18 protein-coding genes are annotated in these 17,435 nt (G+C 72.3%); 7 read left to right on the forward strand and 11 right to left on the reverse strand.

Annotated features, from left to right (window positions below; all coding sequences use genetic code 11):
- Positions 1 to 4: 4 nt before the first annotated feature.
- Positions 5 to 1,540, reverse strand: coding sequence for an amidohydrolase (locus EV385_RS31230; RefSeq protein WP_130512698.1), 1,536 nt, complete (start codon positions 1,538 to 1,540; stop codon positions 5 to 7).
- A gap of 5 nt (positions 1,541 to 1,545) precedes the next feature.
- Entirely contained in the window at positions 1,546 to 2,583 is a 1,038-nt protein-coding gene (kdd, locus tag EV385_RS31235; protein WP_130512699.1) for an L-erythro-3,5-diaminohexanoate dehydrogenase, read from the reverse strand.
- Between the two features lie 131 nt (positions 2,584 to 2,714).
- On the opposite strand from kdd, the gene EV385_RS31240 reads away from it, so the two are divergent.
- Complete coding sequence (locus EV385_RS31240; RefSeq protein ID WP_130512700.1) at positions 2,715 to 4,106, forward strand: KamA family radical SAM protein; 1,392 nt, start codon at positions 2,715 to 2,717, stop codon at positions 4,104 to 4,106.
- Positions 4,107 to 4,178: 72 nt separating this feature from the next.
- Here EV385_RS31240 and EV385_RS31245 read toward each other — a convergent pair whose 3' ends face one another.
- The 7 genes from EV385_RS31245 to EV385_RS31275 all read right to left on the reverse strand — a co-directional run bounded on the left by EV385_RS31245 (position 4,179) and on the right by EV385_RS31275 (position 9,903).
- Positions 4,179 to 4,370 (reverse strand): CsbD family protein, encoded by a 192-nt coding sequence (locus tag EV385_RS31245; RefSeq protein ID WP_130512701.1) that lies wholly within the window; start codon positions 4,368 to 4,370, stop codon positions 4,179 to 4,181.
- A gap of 157 nt (positions 4,371 to 4,527) precedes the next feature.
- Complete coding sequence (locus tag EV385_RS31250; protein WP_130512702.1) at positions 4,528 to 4,782, reverse strand: plasmid stabilization protein; 255 nt, start codon at positions 4,780 to 4,782, stop codon at positions 4,528 to 4,530.
- 124 nt (positions 4,783 to 4,906) lie between these two features.
- Positions 4,907 to 5,371 carry an Lrp/AsnC family transcriptional regulator gene (locus EV385_RS31255; RefSeq protein ID WP_130512703.1) on the reverse strand — a complete coding sequence of 155 codons (465 nt, stop codon included), beginning with the start codon at positions 5,369 to 5,371 and terminating at the stop codon, positions 4,907 to 4,909.
- Between the two features lie 37 nt (positions 5,372 to 5,408).
- On the reverse strand, positions 5,409 to 6,551 hold the full coding sequence (locus EV385_RS31260) for an acyl-CoA dehydrogenase family protein (RefSeq protein WP_130512704.1): 1,143 nt from the start codon (positions 6,549 to 6,551) through the stop codon (positions 5,409 to 5,411).
- A 75-nt stretch (positions 6,552 to 6,626) separates the two neighbouring features.
- Complete coding sequence (locus EV385_RS31265) at positions 6,627 to 7,505, reverse strand: alpha/beta fold hydrolase (RefSeq protein WP_130512705.1); 879 nt, start codon at positions 7,503 to 7,505, stop codon at positions 6,627 to 6,629.
- Positions 7,502 to 8,407 carry an SDR family NAD(P)-dependent oxidoreductase gene (locus EV385_RS31270; protein WP_130512706.1) on the reverse strand — a complete coding sequence of 302 codons (906 nt, stop codon included), beginning with the start codon at positions 8,405 to 8,407 and terminating at the stop codon, positions 7,502 to 7,504. Before EV385_RS31270 ends, EV385_RS31265 begins: the two co-directional genes overlap by 4 nt.
- A complete protein-coding gene (locus EV385_RS31275; protein WP_423203090.1) occupies positions 8,404 to 9,903 on the reverse strand; it encodes a flavin-containing monooxygenase in 1,500 nt (499 codons plus the stop codon). The genes EV385_RS31270 and EV385_RS31275 overlap by 4 nt, the downstream gene beginning before the upstream one ends.
- A gap of 98 nt (positions 9,904 to 10,001) precedes the next feature.
- On the opposite strand from EV385_RS31275, the gene EV385_RS31280 reads away from it, so the two are divergent.
- Both EV385_RS31280 and EV385_RS31285 read left to right on the forward strand, forming a co-directional pair.
- On the forward strand, positions 10,002 to 11,012 hold the full coding sequence (locus EV385_RS31280; RefSeq protein WP_165449667.1) for an AraC family transcriptional regulator: 1,011 nt from the start codon (positions 10,002 to 10,004) through the stop codon (positions 11,010 to 11,012).
- Positions 11,013 to 11,131: 119 nt separating this feature from the next.
- Entirely contained in the window at positions 11,132 to 11,323 is a 192-nt protein-coding gene (locus EV385_RS31285) for a hypothetical protein (protein WP_130512707.1), read from the forward strand.
- Here EV385_RS31285 and EV385_RS31290 read toward each other — a convergent pair.
- On the reverse strand, positions 11,289 to 12,044 hold the full coding sequence (locus EV385_RS31290; protein WP_130512708.1) for a phosphatase PAP2 family protein: 756 nt from the start codon (positions 12,042 to 12,044) through the stop codon (positions 11,289 to 11,291). The genes EV385_RS31285 and EV385_RS31290 overlap by 35 nt on opposite strands.
- A 146-nt stretch (positions 12,045 to 12,190) precedes the next feature.
- Here EV385_RS31290 and EV385_RS31295 point away from each other — a divergent pair, with 146 nt between their 5' ends.
- From EV385_RS31295 to EV385_RS31305, 3 genes are all read left to right on the forward strand, one after another.
- A complete protein-coding gene (locus EV385_RS31295) occupies positions 12,191 to 13,045 on the forward strand; it encodes a hypothetical protein (protein ID WP_130512709.1) in 855 nt (284 codons plus the stop codon).
- Between the two features lie 369 nt (positions 13,046 to 13,414).
- Positions 13,415 to 13,858, forward strand: a complete 444-nt coding sequence (locus EV385_RS31300) for an S-adenosylmethionine decarboxylase (RefSeq protein WP_130512710.1) — start codon at positions 13,415 to 13,417, stop codon at positions 13,856 to 13,858.
- A gap of 3 nt (positions 13,859 to 13,861) precedes the next feature.
- Complete coding sequence (locus tag EV385_RS31305; RefSeq protein ID WP_130512711.1) at positions 13,862 to 14,695, forward strand: hypothetical protein; 834 nt, start codon at positions 13,862 to 13,864, stop codon at positions 14,693 to 14,695.
- Positions 14,696 to 14,705: 10 nt separating this feature from the next.
- Here EV385_RS31305 and EV385_RS31310 read toward each other — a convergent pair whose 3' ends face one another.
- On the reverse strand, positions 14,706 to 16,430 hold the full coding sequence (locus EV385_RS31310) for a sulfatase-like hydrolase/transferase (RefSeq protein WP_242625176.1): 1,725 nt from the start codon (positions 16,428 to 16,430) through the stop codon (positions 14,706 to 14,708).
- A 234-nt stretch (positions 16,431 to 16,664) separates the two neighbouring features.
- Between EV385_RS31310 and EV385_RS31315 the strand changes: the two genes are divergently transcribed.
- Positions 16,665 to 17,402 carry a hypothetical protein gene (locus EV385_RS31315; protein ID WP_130512712.1) on the forward strand — a complete coding sequence of 246 codons (738 nt, stop codon included), beginning with the start codon at positions 16,665 to 16,667 and terminating at the stop codon, positions 17,400 to 17,402.
- Positions 17,403 to 17,435 lie beyond the last annotated feature (33 nt).

Raw genomic sequence — 17,435 nt, forward strand, 5'->3', positions numbered from 1 at the left:
CCCGTCAACCCTCGAAGATCGTCTCGCCGCGCAGCACCGTGCGCCGGCACACCGGCCGCGCCGGCACCACACCCTCCGCGTCCACCAACAGCGCCGGCAGCCCCTCAGCCGTCCCACCCGGCGTGTCCCACACCGCGAACGTCGCCGCCGCCCCCGGCACCAGCACCCCCGCGTCGTCCACCCCGGCCGCCCGCCACCCGCCCCGGGTACTCGCCGCGAACGCCGAACGCACACCCATCCGGAAAACCGGATTACGCGGCGCCGCCGCGGCCGCCACCATCGCCCACGGATCCGGCGCCGTCACCGGAGCGTCCGACCCGAACGCCAACGCCACCCCCGTCGCATGCATCGCCCCGATCGGATTCGACGCCATCGCCCGCGCCACCCCCAACCGCTGCGCATACATCCGCCGCGGACCACCCCACAACTCGTCGAACACCGGCTGCACACTCGCCACCAGGCCGAACTCCACCAGCCGCGCGATCATCGCCTTGTCCGCCAGCTCCAGGTGCTCCACCCGATGCCGGCCCTCCCGCAACCGATCCACCCCGACCTGCCGCGCCGCCAGCGCGAAACCCTCCAGCACCGCCTCGATCGCCGCGTCCCCGATCGCGTGGAAACCCGCCTGCACACCCACGCGCACACAATCCAGGATGTGCTCCGCGGCCTGCTCCGCGGAGACAAACGCCTCACCACACCCCGACCCGTCCGCGTACGGCTCCCGCAACGACGCCGTCCGCGACCCCAGCGCACCATCCGCGTACAGATCACCGGCCGCGCCCAACGCACCCAGCTCCCGGGCCCGCGCCGCACCGCCCAGCTCACCCCAGTACCCGAACACCTGCGGCAACCCTGCACCCGACAACGCCAGCACCGACAGGAAATCCGCCTCACTGGAAGTGCCCGGCCCACCACACTCGTGCACCGCCGCCACCCCCCGCGACGCCGCCTGCGCCAACGCGACCCGCTGCGCCGCCGTACGCTGCGCCGCACTCAACGAGCCCAACGCCACCGCCCGCACCGCGTGATGCGCCTGCTCCCGCAGCCACCCGGACGCGTCGTACCCGGGCACACCCTCGGCCCGCGCCAGCAACGCCGACGAACACAACGCCGAATGCACCGACGCCTGCGTCAGATACACCCGCCGCCCACCCGCCGCCCGGTCCAGCTCCGCCGCCGACGGCGGAGTCTGCTCCCGCCACGTCGACTCGTCCCAGCCGTGCCCGTGCACCACCGCGTCACCCGGCCGCGACCCCGCGAACCGCGCCACCGCGTCCAGCAGCTCACCCGCCGAACGCACCCCCGAGAGGTTCAACCCGTCGGCCACCAGGCCGGTGTCGGTGGCGTGCTGATGCGAGTCCACGAACGCCGGGGTCACCAGCGCCCCATCGAGATCCACCGTCACGTCCGCCACGGGCGCCTGCTCCGCCGCACCCAGCCACGCGACCCGGCCGTCACGCACCAGCATCGCCGTGGCCCGCGGCTCCGCCGCCGAATAGAACCTGCCGTTGACATACCGCACCGAGGGGGAATCAGTCATGGACGTCAGTGTCCCGCGACCCGCGCCTCGAACAGCGCGCGGACCGCCGGGGAACGCCGCACCAGATCCACCGCGAACTCCGCGTGACCCGGCACGTACCCGTTGCCCACCAGCATCGTCACGTCCGCCGCCAGGCCCTCCGCGCCCAACGCCGCCGCCGAGAAACTCGTCGCCATCGAGAAGAAGATCACCGTGCCGCCGTTCGCCGTCGCCAGGATCGCCCCGTGCTCACAGCCCGGCACGTCCACGCACACGACCGTCACGGTCGCCGGGCCGCCCAGGGCCTGCGCCACCGCCGACGACACCGCCACCGGATTGCGGGCGTCCGCGATCGCGACCTCGTCGGCCAACCCGGCCGCCGTCAGCGTGTCCCGCTCGGCCTCCGAGACGACCACCCCGACGGTACGGGCGCCCGCCAGCCGCGCCGCCGTCAACGCCAGCGACCCGCTCTTACCGGCGCCGCCCAGCACCGCCACACTCACCGGGCCGTTCGCCGCGTGCCCGCGCACCACCCGGTCGGTCAACGCCGGGGCGCCACACACGTCGAACACCGCCAGGGCCAACTCCCCGGGCATGTCGTCGGGCAGCACCGCCACCACCGAACGCCCGAACAGGATCGCGTGACCCTGCGCCGGCACCTGCTCGCTGCGCCCGTCCCACCCGGCCAGCCCGTCCGTGATGGCGAGGGGGGTCAGGGTCAGCGACACCAGGGTCGCCACCCGGTCGCCGACCTTCACCGGCAGCGGCGACTCCGGGCCGACCTCGTCGACCGTGCCGATCAGCATCCCGCCCGAGCCGGTCACCGGGTTGTGCATCTTGCCGCGCGTGCCGACGATCTCCAGCACCTCGGCGCGGACCGCGGCCCCGTCACCACCGTGCTTCTCCGCCAGCTGCCGGAAGCTCGCCGCGTCCAGATTCAGCCGCTCCACCCGGATACGCACCTCGTCGGCGCCCAGCTGCGGGCGGGGATCCAGCCGCCACGCGGCCTGAGGCAACACACCCGCCGGCTCAACCACCCGCGACAAACCCACCGGAAACGACATTCCCACCACCCTCACCTGAAACAAAACTGTCGTGAAGCTGCACTACCGTAAATCCTACGGACCGATGGTTTCTAGACCGAAGATTCTCCAGTATGGTCTAGCCGTCCACACAGCCGACCCAGGAGGACCCGTTGACTCAGATCCCCACGGGTGCTGCCATCCCCACCACCGGGCAGCCCTACGAGTACCAGCGCCGCACCCTGGTCGAACCGGACTGGACCCGCTTCCCCGGCTGGCGCGACGTCACCGCCGCCCAGTGGGAATCCGCCCAATGGCAGCGCGTCAACTGCGTCAAGAACATCAAGCAGCTGCGCGCCGTCATGGGCGACCTGCTCGACGAGCGCTTCTACGCCGACCTCGAAGCCGACATGGCGCGCCTGGCCACCATGTCGATGCTGGTACCGCCGCAGATGCTCAACACCATGGTGCCGGACAAGACCCCCGACACGGAGTCCTTCTACGCCGACCCCATCCGGCGGTACATGATCCCCGTGGCCACCGACCGCCACCTCGACTGGCCGTCGCACCCCCACGCCACCCGTGACTCCCTGCACGAGCACGACATGTGGGTCGCCGAGGGCCTCACCCACCGCTACCCCACCAAGGTCCTGGCCGAGCTGCTCTCCACCTGCCCCCAGTACTGCGGCCACTGCACCCGCATGGACCTGGTCGGCAACAGCACCCCCACCGTCGACAAGCTCAAGCTCACCCTCAAGCCGGTCGACCGCTACGACGCCCACCTCGCCTACCTCAAGGCCCACCCCGGCGTCCGCGACGTCGTGGTCTCCGGCGGCGACGTCGCCAACGTGCCGTGGAAGCAGCTCGAGAACTACCTCATGGGCCTGCTGAGCGTGCCCACCGTCCGCGACATCCGGCTGGCCACCAAGGCACTCATGGGCCTGCCCCAGCACTGGCTGCAGTCCGACGTCGTCGAGGGCCTGCACCGCGTCGCCATCACCGCCGAACGGCGCGGCGTCAACCTCGCGGTGCACACCCACGTCAACCACGTCAACTCGCTGACCCCGCTGGTCGCCCAGGCCGCCCGTACCCTCATCGAGGTCGGCGTCCGCGACGTGCGCAACCAGGGCGTGCTCATGCGCGGCGTCAACGCCACCACCGAGGACCTGCTCGACCTGTGCTTCGGGCTGCAGGGCGAGGCCGGCATCCTGCCGTACTACTTCTACATGTGCGACATGATCCCCAACGCCGAGCACTGGCGCGTCCCGGTCTGGTACGCCCAGCAGCTGCAGCACGACATGATGGGCTACCTGCCCGGCTACGCCACCCCCCGGATCGTCTGCGACGTCCCGTTCGTCGGCAAGCGCTGGGTGCACATGGTCTCCGAGTACGACCGCGAGCACGGCATCTCGTACTGGACGAAGAACTACCGGACCTCGATCGAGGCCGACGACACCGAGGCGCTCAGCAAGCTCTACGCGTACTACGACCCGATCGACACGCTGCCGGAGTCCGGCCAGCAGTGGTGGCGCAAGCAGCAGGAGGACGGCGCCGCGACCGCCTGAGCCGAGCACACGCGAACGGCCCCCGGGTGTTCCCGGGGGCCGTTGTCGTCTTCAGCCGGAAGCTCCGATGACTCAGCTGAACGCGTCGCGCACGTCGCGACCGGCGTCCTTCACGTGCTCACCGGCCTGCTTCGCATGCGCAGAGGTCTCCTGGGTCTGGCCCTCCGCCTGCAGGCGCTCGTTGTCGGTGGCGTCGCCGATCTTCTGCTTCGCCTTGCCGGTCAGCTCCTCCGCCTCATTCTTGATCTTGTCGGTGAAGCTCATCGTCAACCTCCAGTGGCGACTCGAAACGGAAGTTCTTGCCTTTCGGGGAAATTCAGTGCCCGGAGGGCTCCGACTTGAAACCCCCTGGGCGTCGTGCCGAGACGGGACGCACACCCCGTACGGCGTCCTAGGATCCTGTGAAATAGGAGCGGGTGCCTCATCTCAGGGCGCGTTCGAGCTCGGCCTTGGTCATCTTCGAGCGACCCGTGATGTGCCGGCGCTTGGCCTCGGCGTACAGGGCCTCCTTCGAGCGACCGCTCGAACGGGCCTCGCCGGACTCGGCGCGCTGCTTGTTCACCGTACGGGCGGCGATCTCCTTCGCCCGGTCCGTCGAACGGCCGCGCTCCCGTTCGCTCTCCTTGATGTGCTCGTACTGCCGTTCGCGCTTACTGCTCCAGGACTGCTGTGGCATGGCCTCCCCCTTCGCGGGACCGCAATCGACTCCTGCGGTACCCGTACCCACGGGCGGGGTGCGCCATCCATCGCGGTCGTTCGAGGGGTGATCGGGCGCTCGTCGCCTACGCCGTCCTAGGAGGCTAGGTGGAAGAGGAGTCCGTGGGGAAGATCTTCGGAGGGCGGTTCTCGTACGGCGTGGACAGCACCACCGTGGTGCGGGTGGTGACGTTGGCCGCCGTACGGATCTCCTGCAGCAGCCGTTCCAGATCCGCCGGGCTGGCCACCCGCACGAGCAGCAGGTAGAAGTCCTCCCCCGCCACCGAGTAGCAGGAGTCGATCTCCGCCAGGTGGGCCAGCCGCTCCGGGGCGTCGTCCGGCTGCGACGGGTCGAACGGCCGGATCGCCACGAACGCCGTCATCGGCAGGTCCAGCGCCTCGTAGGAGACCCGGGCCGTGTACCCGCCGATGACGCCGCGCTGCTCCAGCCGCCGCACCCGCTGGTGCACCGCGGACACGCTCAGGCCCACCCGCTCGGCCAGGTCGGTATAGGACAGCCGCCCGTCCACCGTGAGGGCGCCGACGATCGCCCGATCGATCTCTTCCACGGCGTCAAGATACCGGTCGAAGCTGGAGCGCCCGACGTCAGCCGCGCGTCAGCGACCGTCCGATCACCAGCCGCTGGATCTGGTTGGTGCCCTCGACGATCTGCATCACCTTGGCCTCGCGGAACCAGCGCTCCACCGGGTGGTCGGCCACGAAGCCGTACCCGCCCAGGACCTGCACCGCGTCCGTGGTCACCCGCATGGCGACGTCCGTGGCGAACAGCTTGGCCTTCGCCGCCTCCACCGAGAACGGCCGCCCGGCGTCCTTGAGCCGCGCCGCCGCCAGCATCAGCGCCCGGGCCGCCGACACCTGGGTGGCCATGTCCGCCAGCATGAAGCTGAGCCCCTGGAACTCCGCGATCGGGCGGCCGAACTGCTCGCGCTCCCGGGCGTACGAGGCCGCGTAGTCCACCGCCGCCTGGGCCAGCCCCACCGAGCACGCGGCGATGCCGAGACGCCCGGCGTCCAGGGCCTCCATCGCGATGCGGAACCCGCCGTTCTCGGTGCCGACCAGGCGGTCGCCGGGCACCCGGGCACCCTCGAGGACGATCTGCGCGGGCGGCGACGAGCGCAGGCCCATGGTCTTCTCCGGTTTCTGCGGCAGCAGCCCGGGCGTGTCGCGGTCGGCCAGCACGCAGGAGATGCCCGAGGCGCCCGGCCCGCCCGTACGGCAGAAGATGTTGTAGAAATCGGCCTGGCCGCCGTGGGTGATCCACGCCTTGGTGCCGGTGAGCACCCAGTCGTCGCCGTCGCGCTCCGCGCGGGTGGCCAGGTTGGCCGCGTCCGAGCCGCCCTGCGGCTCGGACAGGCAGTACGCACCGAGCAGGTCACCGCCGAGCATGTCGGGCAGCATCTTGCGCTGGCCTTCGCTGCCGTGCGCGGCAACCGGGAAGCACGACAGGGTGTGCACGCTGACCGCCTCGGCGATCGCCGTCCAGCGCCCGGCCAGCACCTCCAGGACCTGCAGATAGACCTCGTACGGCTGGCCCGCGCCGCCGTCGGCCTCGGGGTACGGCAGGCCGAGCAGCCCGGCCCGCCCCACCGTACGCAGCACCTCGCGGGGGAACTCACCGCGTGCCTCGAAGTCGTCGACCCGGGGCGCCAGTTCGCCGTCGGCGATCTCCTGGGCCAGCCCGATCAGTTCGTACGCCTCGTCCGTGGGAAGTATGCGATCGACCGTCACGGCACCAAGCTTAACGTTCGTTAGGCGTAGCGGAACCCCACACCCGGCCTCCGATACAGCGCGGCGATCCCCTCGTCAGGCCGGTGCCTCGGTCTGCGCTTCGGCGAGGAAACGGCGCACCAGCGCCGCGAAGTCGTCCGCGCGTTCGATCTGGGGCATGTGCCCGGTGTCGGCGAACATGTGCGAGCGCGCGTGCGGCAGGGCCGTACGGGCGGCGGCCAGCTGGGTGGCGGGCAGGATGAGGTCGCGGTCGCCCCACACGATCAGGGTCGGGCGTGGGTGCGCGGCCACCTCCCGCAGCAGCGTGGAGCGCCAGGCCGGCCGGACGCCGCGGAAGGTGCCCAGGGCCCGGGCGGTCTCCAGGAACACCGGCACCCGGTCCGGCTGGGCGGCGACCCGCAGGGCGTGCGCGATGCGGGCCTCGGTGGCGTACGCGCGGTCGTGGAACTGCTGGCGCTCGACGTGCCGCGCGGTCCGCGGGTCCGTGCGGCTCAGCAGCATCCGGCCCAGCCCGGGGACGGCCAGCACGCGCAGCATCGAGGTGACCCCACGGCCGAACCCGGCGCTGTTCACCAGCGCCAGGGTCTGCACCCGGGACGGGTCGCGGGCCAGCATCTGCAGGGCGACCGCGCCACCGAGGGAATTGCCCATCAGGTGCACCGGCCGCCGCTCGCCCACCGAGTCCAGGGTGGCGGCGACGCCGTCGGCGAGCGTGGCCAGGGTGGTGGTCTCGGGCATCCGCTGGGACAGCCCGTAGCCGGGCAGGTCCACGCTCAGCACCCGGAACTCGGCGTCGAAGCGGTCGTGCTGGGGCGCCCAGTCCTCCAGGCTGCGCCCGATGCCGTGCAGCAGCAGCACGGGCGGGCCGGCCGGGTCGCCGGTCTCGCGGACCCGGATGCGGACCCCGCGGACGGAGACGTAGGTGGTGCCGGGGGCGTCGACGGTCGCGGTCATCGGGCGGCCTCCTGTCCGGTGGTGGGCTGCTCGGCACCGGGTCTGGTGCGGCTCGCGGCGGCGCGGACCACCGCGGCGGTGAGCGCCTGGATGACGCGCATGTGGTGGGCCGGGGTGATCCGGGCCAGCACGTCGGGCAGCTTCGCACTGGCGCCGATGAGGACCCGGGCGCGGCGGCGCCGTACGCCGTCGAGGATCTGCTCGGCCGCCTTCTCCGGCGGGAAGGTCAGCATCGCGCGGAAGATCTGCTTGCCCTGTTCGGACTCCTCGGCGGAGACGTTGACCCCGACGCGGGCGGTCTCGGCGATCCGGGTGCGGATGCCGCCGGGGTGCACCGTGGTCACCCCGATGTCACGGCCGCGCAGCTCGCCGCGCAGCACCTCGCTGAGCCCGCGCAGCGCGAACTTGCTGGAGCTGTACGCGGACTGCCCGGCCGGGGCGATGAGGCCGTACAGGCTGGAGACGTTGACGAGGTGGCTGCCGGGGGCCGCGGCCAGGGCGGGCAGCAGGTGGTGGATGAGCACCAGCGGGGCGCTGAGGTTGACCGCCATCACCCACTCGAACTCCTCGAGGGTGAGCTGCTCGAACCGGCCGCCCAGCGCGACGCCCGCGTTGTTGATGAGCAGGTTGATCGCGGGGTGCTCGGCGCGGATCCGCTCGGCGGCGGCCACCGCGGCGGCGCGGTCGGCGAGATCCACGACGTGCGTCCGTACCGTGACGCCCGGGTATGCCGTGCGCAGCGCCTCCGCGACCGCGTCCAGGCGCAGCGCGTCGCGGTCGAGCAGGACCAGGTCGCTGCCCCGGGCGGCGAGGCCGTGGGCGAGCTGTTCGCCGATGCCGCTGGCGGCGCCGGTGAGCACGGCGGTGCGCCCGGCGAAACGGTACGGGCTGAGGCGGGTCATGGGGCGATGTCCTCCAGCGTGGAGTCGGCCGGGGCGGCGGGGGTGGCGCGCCGGGTGAACGTCATGTCGCGGCTGACGTCGGCGCGTGGCGTGGTGAACGCCTCGCGCAGGTGGTTCTGCCGCACGATCCACGGGTCCCGTTCACCCTGTGCCGGGAAGCGGTCCACGCCGCGTTGCACGTAGCCGGAGCTGAGGTCGAGCAGCGGGCGGCGGCGGCCGCCGACCGGGGGCACCGGGGTGGCGCTGGCGTAGCCGTGGCGGTCCAGGTAGGTCAGCAGGCGGCAGACGAACCGGGAGGACAGGTCGGCGCGCAGGGTCCAGGAGGCGTTGGTGTAGCCGATGCAGTAGGCGAAGTTCGGCACGCCGCCGAGCATGACCCCGCGGTAGGTCATCCGCGCTGGGATGTCGACCGGTTCGCCGTCCACGCTGAGCGTGACGCCGCCGAGCGCCAGCAGGGACAGGCCGGTGGCGGACACCACGATGTCGGCGTCCAGGATCTCGCCGGAGGCCAGTCTGATGCCCTCGGGCACGAACCGGTCGATGTGGTCGGTGACCACGGAGGCCTGGCCCTGCCGTACCGACTCGAACAGGTCGCCGTCGGGCACGACGCACAGGCGCTGGTCCCACGGCTGGTAGGTGGGGGTGAAGTGCTCGTCGACGTACGCGGGGTCGCCGAGGTGGCGCACGGCGAAGCGGCGCAGGATCCGCCGGACGCGCTCCGGGCGACGCCGGGCGAGCTGGTAGAAGCCCTGCGCCAGCAGGATGTTCTTGACCCGGGCGGCGCGGTACGCGGCGCGGGCCGGCAGCACCCGGTGCAGCCCCTGGGCCACCACGTCGGTGGCCGGCAGCGGGGTCAGATACGACGGGGAGCGCTGCAGCATGGTCACGTGCGCGGCGGCGCCGGCCATCGCGGGCACGATGGTGACCGCCGTGGCGCCGCTGCCGATGACCACGACCCGCTTGCCGGTGTGGTCGAGGTCCTCCGGCCAGAACTGCGGGTGCACGAACCGGCCGGTGTAGTCGGCCAGGCCGGGGAAGTCGGGCTCGTGGCCGTGGGCGTAGTCGTAGTAGCCGGTGCAGGAGTACAGGAAGTCGCAGGTGTAGGTCTGCGGTTGCGGGTCGGTGCCGACGGCCGCCCGGACGGTCCAGCGGGCGGCGACCGACGACCACTCGGCGCTGAGCACCCGCGTGTTGAACCTGATATGGCCGGTGATGCCGGCTTCGTCCGCGGTGTCGCGGATGTACTGGCGGATGCTGGCGCCCGAGGCCATCGTCTCGGTGCCGCGCCACGGGCGGAACGGATAGCTGAGCGTGTACATGTCCGAATCGGACCGTACGCCCGGATAGCGGAAAAGATCCCAGGTGCCGCCGATCGAGGAGCGCGCCTCCAGGACCGCGTACCGGATGCCGGGGCGTTCGTGGCGCAACCGCCACGCCGCGCCGATCCCCGAGAGGCCGGCGCCGATGACGAGGACGTCGAGGTGTTCCGTCAGCACATCGGACTCCTTCGATCGCCGCGCTGGTTCCGCTCAGTCTCGGGCACCCATCCACGCGGGACTTGCCTTTGCGCGACACTCATTTAACCTTAGGCGACATGGGATCGATGGTTCGCGCTGCCGGTCTGCGCGGGCTACCGCACCTCGTGGACGACCTGGGCGGCGACGGCGCCGCCCTGCTGGCCCGCTTCCGGGTGCCACCGGCCGCGCTGGACAGTGACGACGCGGTGATCGGCGCGGCCACGGCCGACCGGATCCTGGAGACCGCGGCCGCCGAACTGGCCTGCCCCGACCTCGGGCTGCGGCTGGCCGAACAGCAGGACATGACCGTGCTAGGGCCGCTGGCCGTGGCCATCGAGAACTCACCCACCTTCGGCGCGGCACTCGACTGCGCCACCCGGTACCTGTTCGTACACAGCCCGGCACTGGCCGTGTCGCGGATCCCCGACCCCGCCGGCCAGGCCGGAGTGATCGGACTGCGCTACGCGGGCACCGACGACACGCTGCCGCCGCAGGCACTCGACCTCGGCGTGGGCCTGTTCCACCGGATCATCGTGCTGCTGCACGGCGGACCGTACGGGCTGCGCTCGGTGCACCTGCCGCACCCGCCGCTGGCGCCGGTGGCCCGGTACACCGCGTTCTTCGGCGCCGACGTGCGGTTCGGCAAACCCGCCGCCGTCCTGCGCGTGCCCGCGCACCTGACCGCGACCCCCGTCCCCGGCGGCGACCAGGTGCTGCGCGACATCGCCCTGGACTACCTCACCCACCACTACCCCGCACCCGGCCAGACCGTCAGCGCCCGGGTGCAGCACCTGCTGGCGCAGTCGCTGGGCTCCGCCCCGATCGACATCGCGGCGATCGCCCGGCAGTTGCAGACCCACCCGCGGACCCTGCAGCGCCGCCTCGCCGCCGAGGGCACCACGTTCGCCGCGCTGCTCGACGACGCCCGGCGCGCGGCCGCGTACCAGCTGATCGCCCGCAGCGACGTGCCGCTGTCCCAGGTCACCGCGATGGTCAGCCTCACCGAACAGTCCGCGCTGACCCGCGCGGCGCGACGCTGGTTCGGGGTCACCCCGCGGGAGTTGCGCCGCTCACAGCACCGCACCTGAAGCGCAAACGCGGGGTCGGACAAGCTCAAGCGCGGCTCAACCCGGGCCACGGTTTTCTTCAGGTTCTCCCGGCGCCGGACGATGACTGAGATCATCTTGTTCCTACCCCGGAGGTGGTCATGTCCGTCGGTGCCATCGGCTCCACGCCGTTCGCGGTAATCGCAGCAGGCCAGCAGCAGGACCCGTACTCGCAGCAGGCGCAGGTCAACGCACAGGCCGACCTGCTCAACGCGCTGGTCTCCTCGGATCTGCCGATGAAGTTGGTGGTCGCCAACCTCAGCGACGGCCGGGGCGTCGACCTGTACCTGTGACGGCCGGACGGCCGCGCCGTGCGCGCGCGGCCGTCAACCCGGCCGTGGTGGCCGCGAACACCACGGCGGCCAGCACCCACCCGCCCAGCACGTCGCTGCTCCAGTGCACCCCCAGCGCGACCCGGCTCACCCCGGTCAGCACCGCGACCGCCGCCGCGCCGACGCAGAGCAGCACGCGCCGTCCCGGCCGCCCCCGCGTGGACGGCAGCAGGATCAGCAGGAACACCCCGGCGGCCAGCGCGGCGCTGATCGCGTGCCCGGATGGGAAGGCGTACCCCTCGACCCGCGCCACCGGATCGGGCAGGTCGGGGCGGCTGCGCCGGACGAGCAGCCGCACCGCCAGCGCGAGCAGACCGCCGGCCGCGATCGTGACGGCCGCCCACACCGCCAGCTGGCGCCGCCGACGCCGGAACAGCCACACCACCAGCACGGCGGTGGCCACGCGCAGGCAGTTGGGCCCGAACACCGCGCTCATCGCAGCCATCGAGTGCACCCACGCCGGATGCCGCAGGGCATAGCCGTGCAGCCCGGCCGTGACCCAGTCGTCCACAGCCAGCAGCGGTCCCCATCCGCTCACCACCAGCACGGTGAGCAGCGCGAACGGCCCGCACAGCAGCAACGACGCCGTGGCCAGGGTGAGCGGCAGCCCTCGCCCGGCGTCCGGGTCGAGCCGGCGCGAGCGCCACGGTGACCGGGCGGGCGGCTCAGGGTGCGCGGGCATGCACCCAGCATTTCCGATCCGCGGGAACACCGCAGCGGACGCGCCCGGCCCGCCACGGAGCGTGCTGATCCGGTGGACCGCGCCGTCCGTACTCTCCCGGACAGCGTGGCGGGACGCCGCGCGCCGCCGCACGCCCAGGAGACGCCGTGGACAAGTCCGCACCGACCGGCACCCGGGTGGTCGGGCAAGCCGAGGACGCCGGGCAGGTCGCGGCGGACGAGGGGCCGCGGATCATCGCGGCGCCGCCGAAGCCGCGCCGCATCGTGGTGTGGCTGGGCGGCACGCTGGCCGTGGCGCTGCTGGCGGGCAGCGCGGTGGTGCTCGCGGCGCTGACCCGCGACCCGGACACCGACCCGCCACCCATCTCCGTCGGACCCGGGCAGACCCGGGCCGCGCCGACCACGCTCGCGGCGCCCGGGCGGACCCCGTCGTCGGCCCCCACCCGGGCGCGGGCCGCGCGGCTCGAACTGGCCGGTGCCACCACCAGCATCCGCGTCCGGGTCGCGGACACCGGACGCGACCTCGTACGGGTCAGCGGCGGGCGGGCCCGCGCGGACCGCGCGGGCACCGTCGTGCGGGTGACACCGGCCCAGGGCGCCCCGGCCGTGGAGATCACCCTCGACCTGGACGTGCGCTGGACGGTACGGACCACCGCCGGCGTCACCGAGGCGCGACTGGACCTCGGGGCGGCCCGCCTCGCCGCCGTCGATCTGGCCGGCGGAGCGGCCCGGGTCGAGCTGACCCTGCCCCGCCCGGGCGGCACCGTGCCGGTGCGCGTCGGCGCCGGCGTCAACGAGCTGCGCCTGCACGCCCCGGCCGGATGCCCGCTGCGGATCCGCGCGGGCGGCGGGGCGAACCGCGTCGTCATCGACGGCCGCGTCCGCGACGGCGTGCCGCGCGGCGGCTCCGTCGCCACCGCCGACTTCGCGGGGGCCACGGACCGCCTCGACGTCGACGCGGTGGCCGGGCTGGGCACCGTCACCGTCGACCGCACCGCCTGACGCGGCGCTGCCACCCCTTGTTGGCGCTCTCGTGCGGGGTCAACACAGCTCTGGGTGATGTCGGCCGGATGTGATCCGGTTAACCCGGCTCGAGCGTGCGTCCTCTTCCCTTCCCTTCGGGCCCTTCACGAGCTCCGTGCCCCGCCATCGCCCTCCTCCCCAGCAGACCGAATCACTGGGGCCGCTGCCGCGTCCTGGGTCGCATGAGGTCAGCGGAACCGTACCCGAACCACCGCGAGGGCGGAGCGGTCCCATGACGCTGAGTAGTCGTGCTTGGAGATGGGTTGACGGTCCGTAATGAATTGCTAGATTTGGTGCATAAGCCAGCTACGCCGGTTTTACCCAGTTCACCCGGTCCCAGGAGTTCGGATGCGGCCCACCGCGCGCCACGCCACCACGATCAGTGATGGCAAGTCGTCACGCGAGGCGGTACTGACGGCTCCCAAACCCGAAAGGCTCCCCGTGCTCGAGTTCAAGGACCTCGCCCCGTCCATCACCCGCCAGCGGCTGGTCGTCGAGGGATACCCCACATTCGTGATCACCGATGAGCACATCAAGGAGTACCTGCAGAAGCTCTCGGTCGTGACCGACATGATCACGCTGATCGAGCCGGTGACCCACATCAGCGACCTGTACGGCTGGGCCGGCTGGATCCACTGGGAGACCTCCGGCGCCCACTTCTACTCGTGGGAGCGCCCGATCCAGTTCTTCAGCGTCGATGTTTATACGTGTAAGCAGTTCGACCCCGAGGCCGTCATCGAGTTCACCCGGGAGTACTTCCGTACCACCGAGATCGTGGCCAAGGAGTTCTGAACCGTGCAGACCACCACCGAAGTCCGCTACGACCTCGACACCGCCGAGGTGCGGCGCCGCGTCACCGCCTACCTCGCCGCCCACCCCGGCCAGACCAGCCGGTTCATCTCCGCGGTCGTCGCCAACGACCACCCGCTGGCCAACGTGGGGCGCACCGTCGAACGGCTGATCTTCGAGGAGGCGTTCGGCAACGACACCGCCGTGATGCTCGCCGAGTACGGCCCGTACGAGGACCGCAGCCTGTTCTTCGTCATCATCGACTGCAAGGACGGTGTCCCGGCCGGCGCCGGCCGGATCGTCGAGGGCACCGGGATCGGCCTGAAGACCGTCGACGACGCACCCGCGCACATCGGCGTTCCCGCCGAGGCCATCCTCGCCACCCACGGCATGACCGGCGAGAAGGCGTGGGACTACACCACCGTCGCGGTGCTGCCGCAGTACCGCGGCGGCCAGTCACAGCTGATGGTCAGCTCGCTGATCCACCGCACGTTCCTGGTCGCCGGCGCCCGCGCCCAGGTCCGGCACGTAGTGACCATGCTGGACCGCCGCGCGTACCGCAACATGGCGATGCTCGGCATCAACCTGCAGCCGCTGGCGGGCTCGGGCCCGTTCGAATACCTCGGCTCGGCGGAGAACCGCGCCGTCTACTGCTCCTTCCCCGAACTCGCCGGGGACATCGCGGCCCGCGGCGAGCGCCTGCTCGGGGTGCGGCCGATCGGCGACGACCACGGTGCCCGCGAACTGCTCGAGCACCCCGCCCGGCTGATCTCCGCCCGGGCATGCGAGCTGGTCGGCACCGGCAAGGGACTCGACGAGCACATCATCCTGCCGGCCTAGTCCGGGGCGGTCAGTGCGGCGAGCGGGTGGGCTCGGCGCCCTTGCCGTACGCGGTCAGGAAGCGGTCGCGGAAGTCGCTCATCTTCCACACCGGCGCGGCGGGGCCCGGGTTCAGCCCGGGGCTCCACCCCCAGCCGGCGATGCGATCGAGTACGGCCGGGTCCTTGGCGACGATGGTGACCGGCACGTCGTGGCTGGCACCGTGGCCGCTGACCAGCGAGATCGGCTGGTGATCGCCGAACATGACCAGCACGAGATCCTTGTCGCCGTAGCGCTCGGCCCACGACACGAGGCTGCCCACCGAGTAGACGACCGAGCGGGCGTACTCCGTGCGGACCTGCTTCGACTTCTTCCACAGCACGGAGCGGTCCTCGCCGCGCTGCGCCATCGGGCCGTAGATCGTGCCGTCGCCGACCGCGTCCCAGTCGACCATGTCCGGGACCGGCGTCCACGGTTCGTGGCTGGAGGTCAGCGTCACCTCGGCCATCAGCGGGGCGTGCCGGCGGCCGTACTCCTTCTGCTGGAAGGCCGCCAGCGTGAACTGGTCCGGCATGCGCGACCAGCCGAAGCGGGGGCCGCGGTAGCCCATGTTGCGGGAGTCGTAGACCTCGTCGTAGCCGTAGAACTTGGCCTCCGGCCAGGCGACCGTGTTGCCGGGCTCGACACCCACCGTGCGCCAGCCCGCCTTGTGGAACGCGTTGGTCAGCGTCAGGCGGTCACCCGAGACCAGCTGCCGGTACCGCTGCTGATTGTTGATCCACAGTCCGGACTGGAACGAGGCGTGCGCCAGCCAGCTGCCGCCGCCGTACGTCGATGACGTGAGGTAGCCACTGCGGGCGGCGAAGCCGGCCGCGGCGAGCTGCTTGTCGCCGGCGGCGAGCGCGGGGCCGACGATACCCGCCATCAGCGGGTCGGACAGCGCGGACCGGCCGTAGCTCTCCACCACGCCGATCACCACATCCTTGCCGCGCAGGGCCGTGAGCAACTCGCTGGGCGGGGTCTTGGCGAACGCGTCCACCCGCGCCTCGGCGGTGAACGTGGCCCGATCACGCAGCGCGGCCGGCACGGTGACGAACGCCCGCTTGGCCAGCCCGGCGGCGCTGTCCGAGGCCACCGGCGCGGCCGGGAACAGCGTCGTACCGGTCAGCGCGAACACCATCCACGCGGCCAGCAGGGCCGTGACCGCCCGCCGGGCCGGGAGCCGGTGCCGGGCGGTGAGCCGGGCCAGCCGCAGCACCGCCAGGGTGAGCCCGACCGCCAGCGCGGCCGAGCCGAGGACGGCCCCGACCGCCGCCCCGATCGCTCCCGCCCGCCCCGAGGTCTCCGCCAGGGCCCGGTAGCCGTCGCCGAACAGCGGCCAGTCCAGCACCGGATTGAAACGCCGGCCGAGCACCACCAGGAAGCCGATGTTGACGACCTTCAGGACCGCGAGGGCGCCCAGCCCGGCACCGAGCACCGCCGCCAGGGGCCGGCGCGCCCGGGCGGGGGCCGCGATGAGCAGCGCCGCCCCGAGGATGCCCTCGAGCGGGATGCGCAGGAACGCGCCGGGCAGGAACACGCCCGGTCGGTGCCGGAGAATGCCCTCCGGCACGACCAGGGCGAGGAACACCAGCACCGCGGCCGCAACGGTGAGCACGTGGCCGGGCACGCTACGCCACGAGCGGCTGGTCGGCGAAGCCTCCGGGGTCGCGTGTTCCTGGTCAGGCCGGGGACGAAGGCGCGTGAGCAGCGACAACCCGAAGATCCTTTGGTCCGGCGCACGAACGGATCCGTGCGGAGCGGGCGGTGCGGGTGGCGCCAAGTGGCGCACGTCCGGTGATACGTCTTCTGCACGAATTCGGTTCACCGCCCGTGCCCGTGCGGTGCCCGCGCGAACTCGCGCCCGTCCGCAGGATTGCGGTACGCCACGCGGCCGCGACAACCAGTACGATCCCTTCCCGCTGACAGTGATCAATCCGGGGAGGATCGTGTGCGTCCGCTCGCGCGCTGGCCGTGGTGGGCGGTGCTGCGGATCGCCGTCGTCGGGCTGTGGGTGCTGGCCGCGGCGACCGCCTGGTGGACGGCGCCCCGCCAGCAGAGCTACGCGCAGGCCCGGGCGGACGTGGCCGCGGGCCGCGTGACGACCTACCAGTGGGGCGACCGCTGGGACGGCAACACCCGGCGCTGGTTCGACGACTACGGCTTGCAGTCCTCCGACACGCTGGGGCCGCTGTTCGCGTGGCGGACCCCGGACGGCCGCTGGCACTGGACGGACACCACCGACTTCGGCGAGGTCATGGCCACGGGCGCCGCCCTGGAGAAGCAGTACGCCGGGGTCGGCGCCGCCGCCCTGGCGAAGGAGCTGCGGGACGCGGGCCTGGACAACGCGCTCGGCGACGTCGGCCGTCCGGCGATCGTCACCGGGATCGAGGCGTCGCTCGGGCTGCTGTTCATCGGCGTGCTCGTGGCCGGTCCGGCCCCCCGGCTGGGCACCCGGTGGTACTGGTTCTGGCTGGTCACCGTCGCGCCGTACGGGCTCGGGATGCTGTTCTGGATGTTCCGCGACCATCCGTGGTCGCGCACGACCGCCGCGCCCGGTGACGAAGACCAGCGCGACCGCGGCGTGCGCGGTCTGCTCCTCGGCATTCTGTCGGCCTTCGTGATCGGCCTGGTGGTGCTGGCGCTGCAGAGCCTGCTCGGCGACCGGTGGGTGCCACAGCCGCGCTGACCCGCGCGGTCGCCGCGGACGGTGAGGCACCCC

The organism is Krasilnikovia cinnamomea (assembly GCF_004217545.1).
GTDB classification, from domain to species: Bacteria; Actinomycetota; Actinomycetes; order Mycobacteriales; family Micromonosporaceae; genus Actinoplanes; species Actinoplanes cinnamomeus.

Bases quoted from the DNA above. Each gene is read 5' to 3' on its own strand.
- EV385_RS31270 (WP_130512706.1), bottom strand. From the start codon at position 8,407: ATGACCCGCCTCAGCCCGTACCGTTTCGCCGGGCGCACCGCCGTGCTC.
- EV385_RS31245 (WP_130512701.1), bottom strand. From the start codon at position 4,370: ATGAGCTTCACCGACAAGATCAAGAATGAGGCGGAGGAGCTGACCGGC.
- EV385_RS31280 (WP_165449667.1), top strand. From the start codon at position 10,002: ATGGGATCGATGGTTCGCGCTGCCGGTCTGCGCGGGCTACCGCACCTC.
- EV385_RS31230 (WP_130512698.1), bottom strand. From the start codon at position 1,540: ATGACTGATTCCCCCTCGGTGCGGTATGTCAACGGCAGGTTCTATTCG.
- EV385_RS31285 (WP_130512707.1), top strand. From the start codon at position 11,132: ATGTCCGTCGGTGCCATCGGCTCCACGCCGTTCGCGGTAATCGCAGCA.
- kdd (WP_130512699.1), bottom strand. From the start codon at position 2,583: ATGTCGTTTCCGGTGGGTTTGTCGCGGGTGGTTGAGCCGGCGGGTGTG.
- EV385_RS31250 (WP_130512702.1), bottom strand. From the start codon at position 4,782: ATGCCACAGCAGTCCTGGAGCAGTAAGCGCGAACGGCAGTACGAGCAC.
- EV385_RS31265 (WP_130512705.1), bottom strand. From the start codon at position 7,505: ATGACCGCGACCGTCGACGCCCCCGGCACCACCTACGTCTCCGTCCGC.
- EV385_RS31300 (WP_130512710.1), top strand. From the start codon at position 13,415: ATGCGGCCCACCGCGCGCCACGCCACCACGATCAGTGATGGCAAGTCG.
- EV385_RS31290 (WP_130512708.1), bottom strand. From the start codon at position 12,044: ATGCCCGCGCACCCTGAGCCGCCCGCCCGGTCACCGTGGCGCTCGCGC.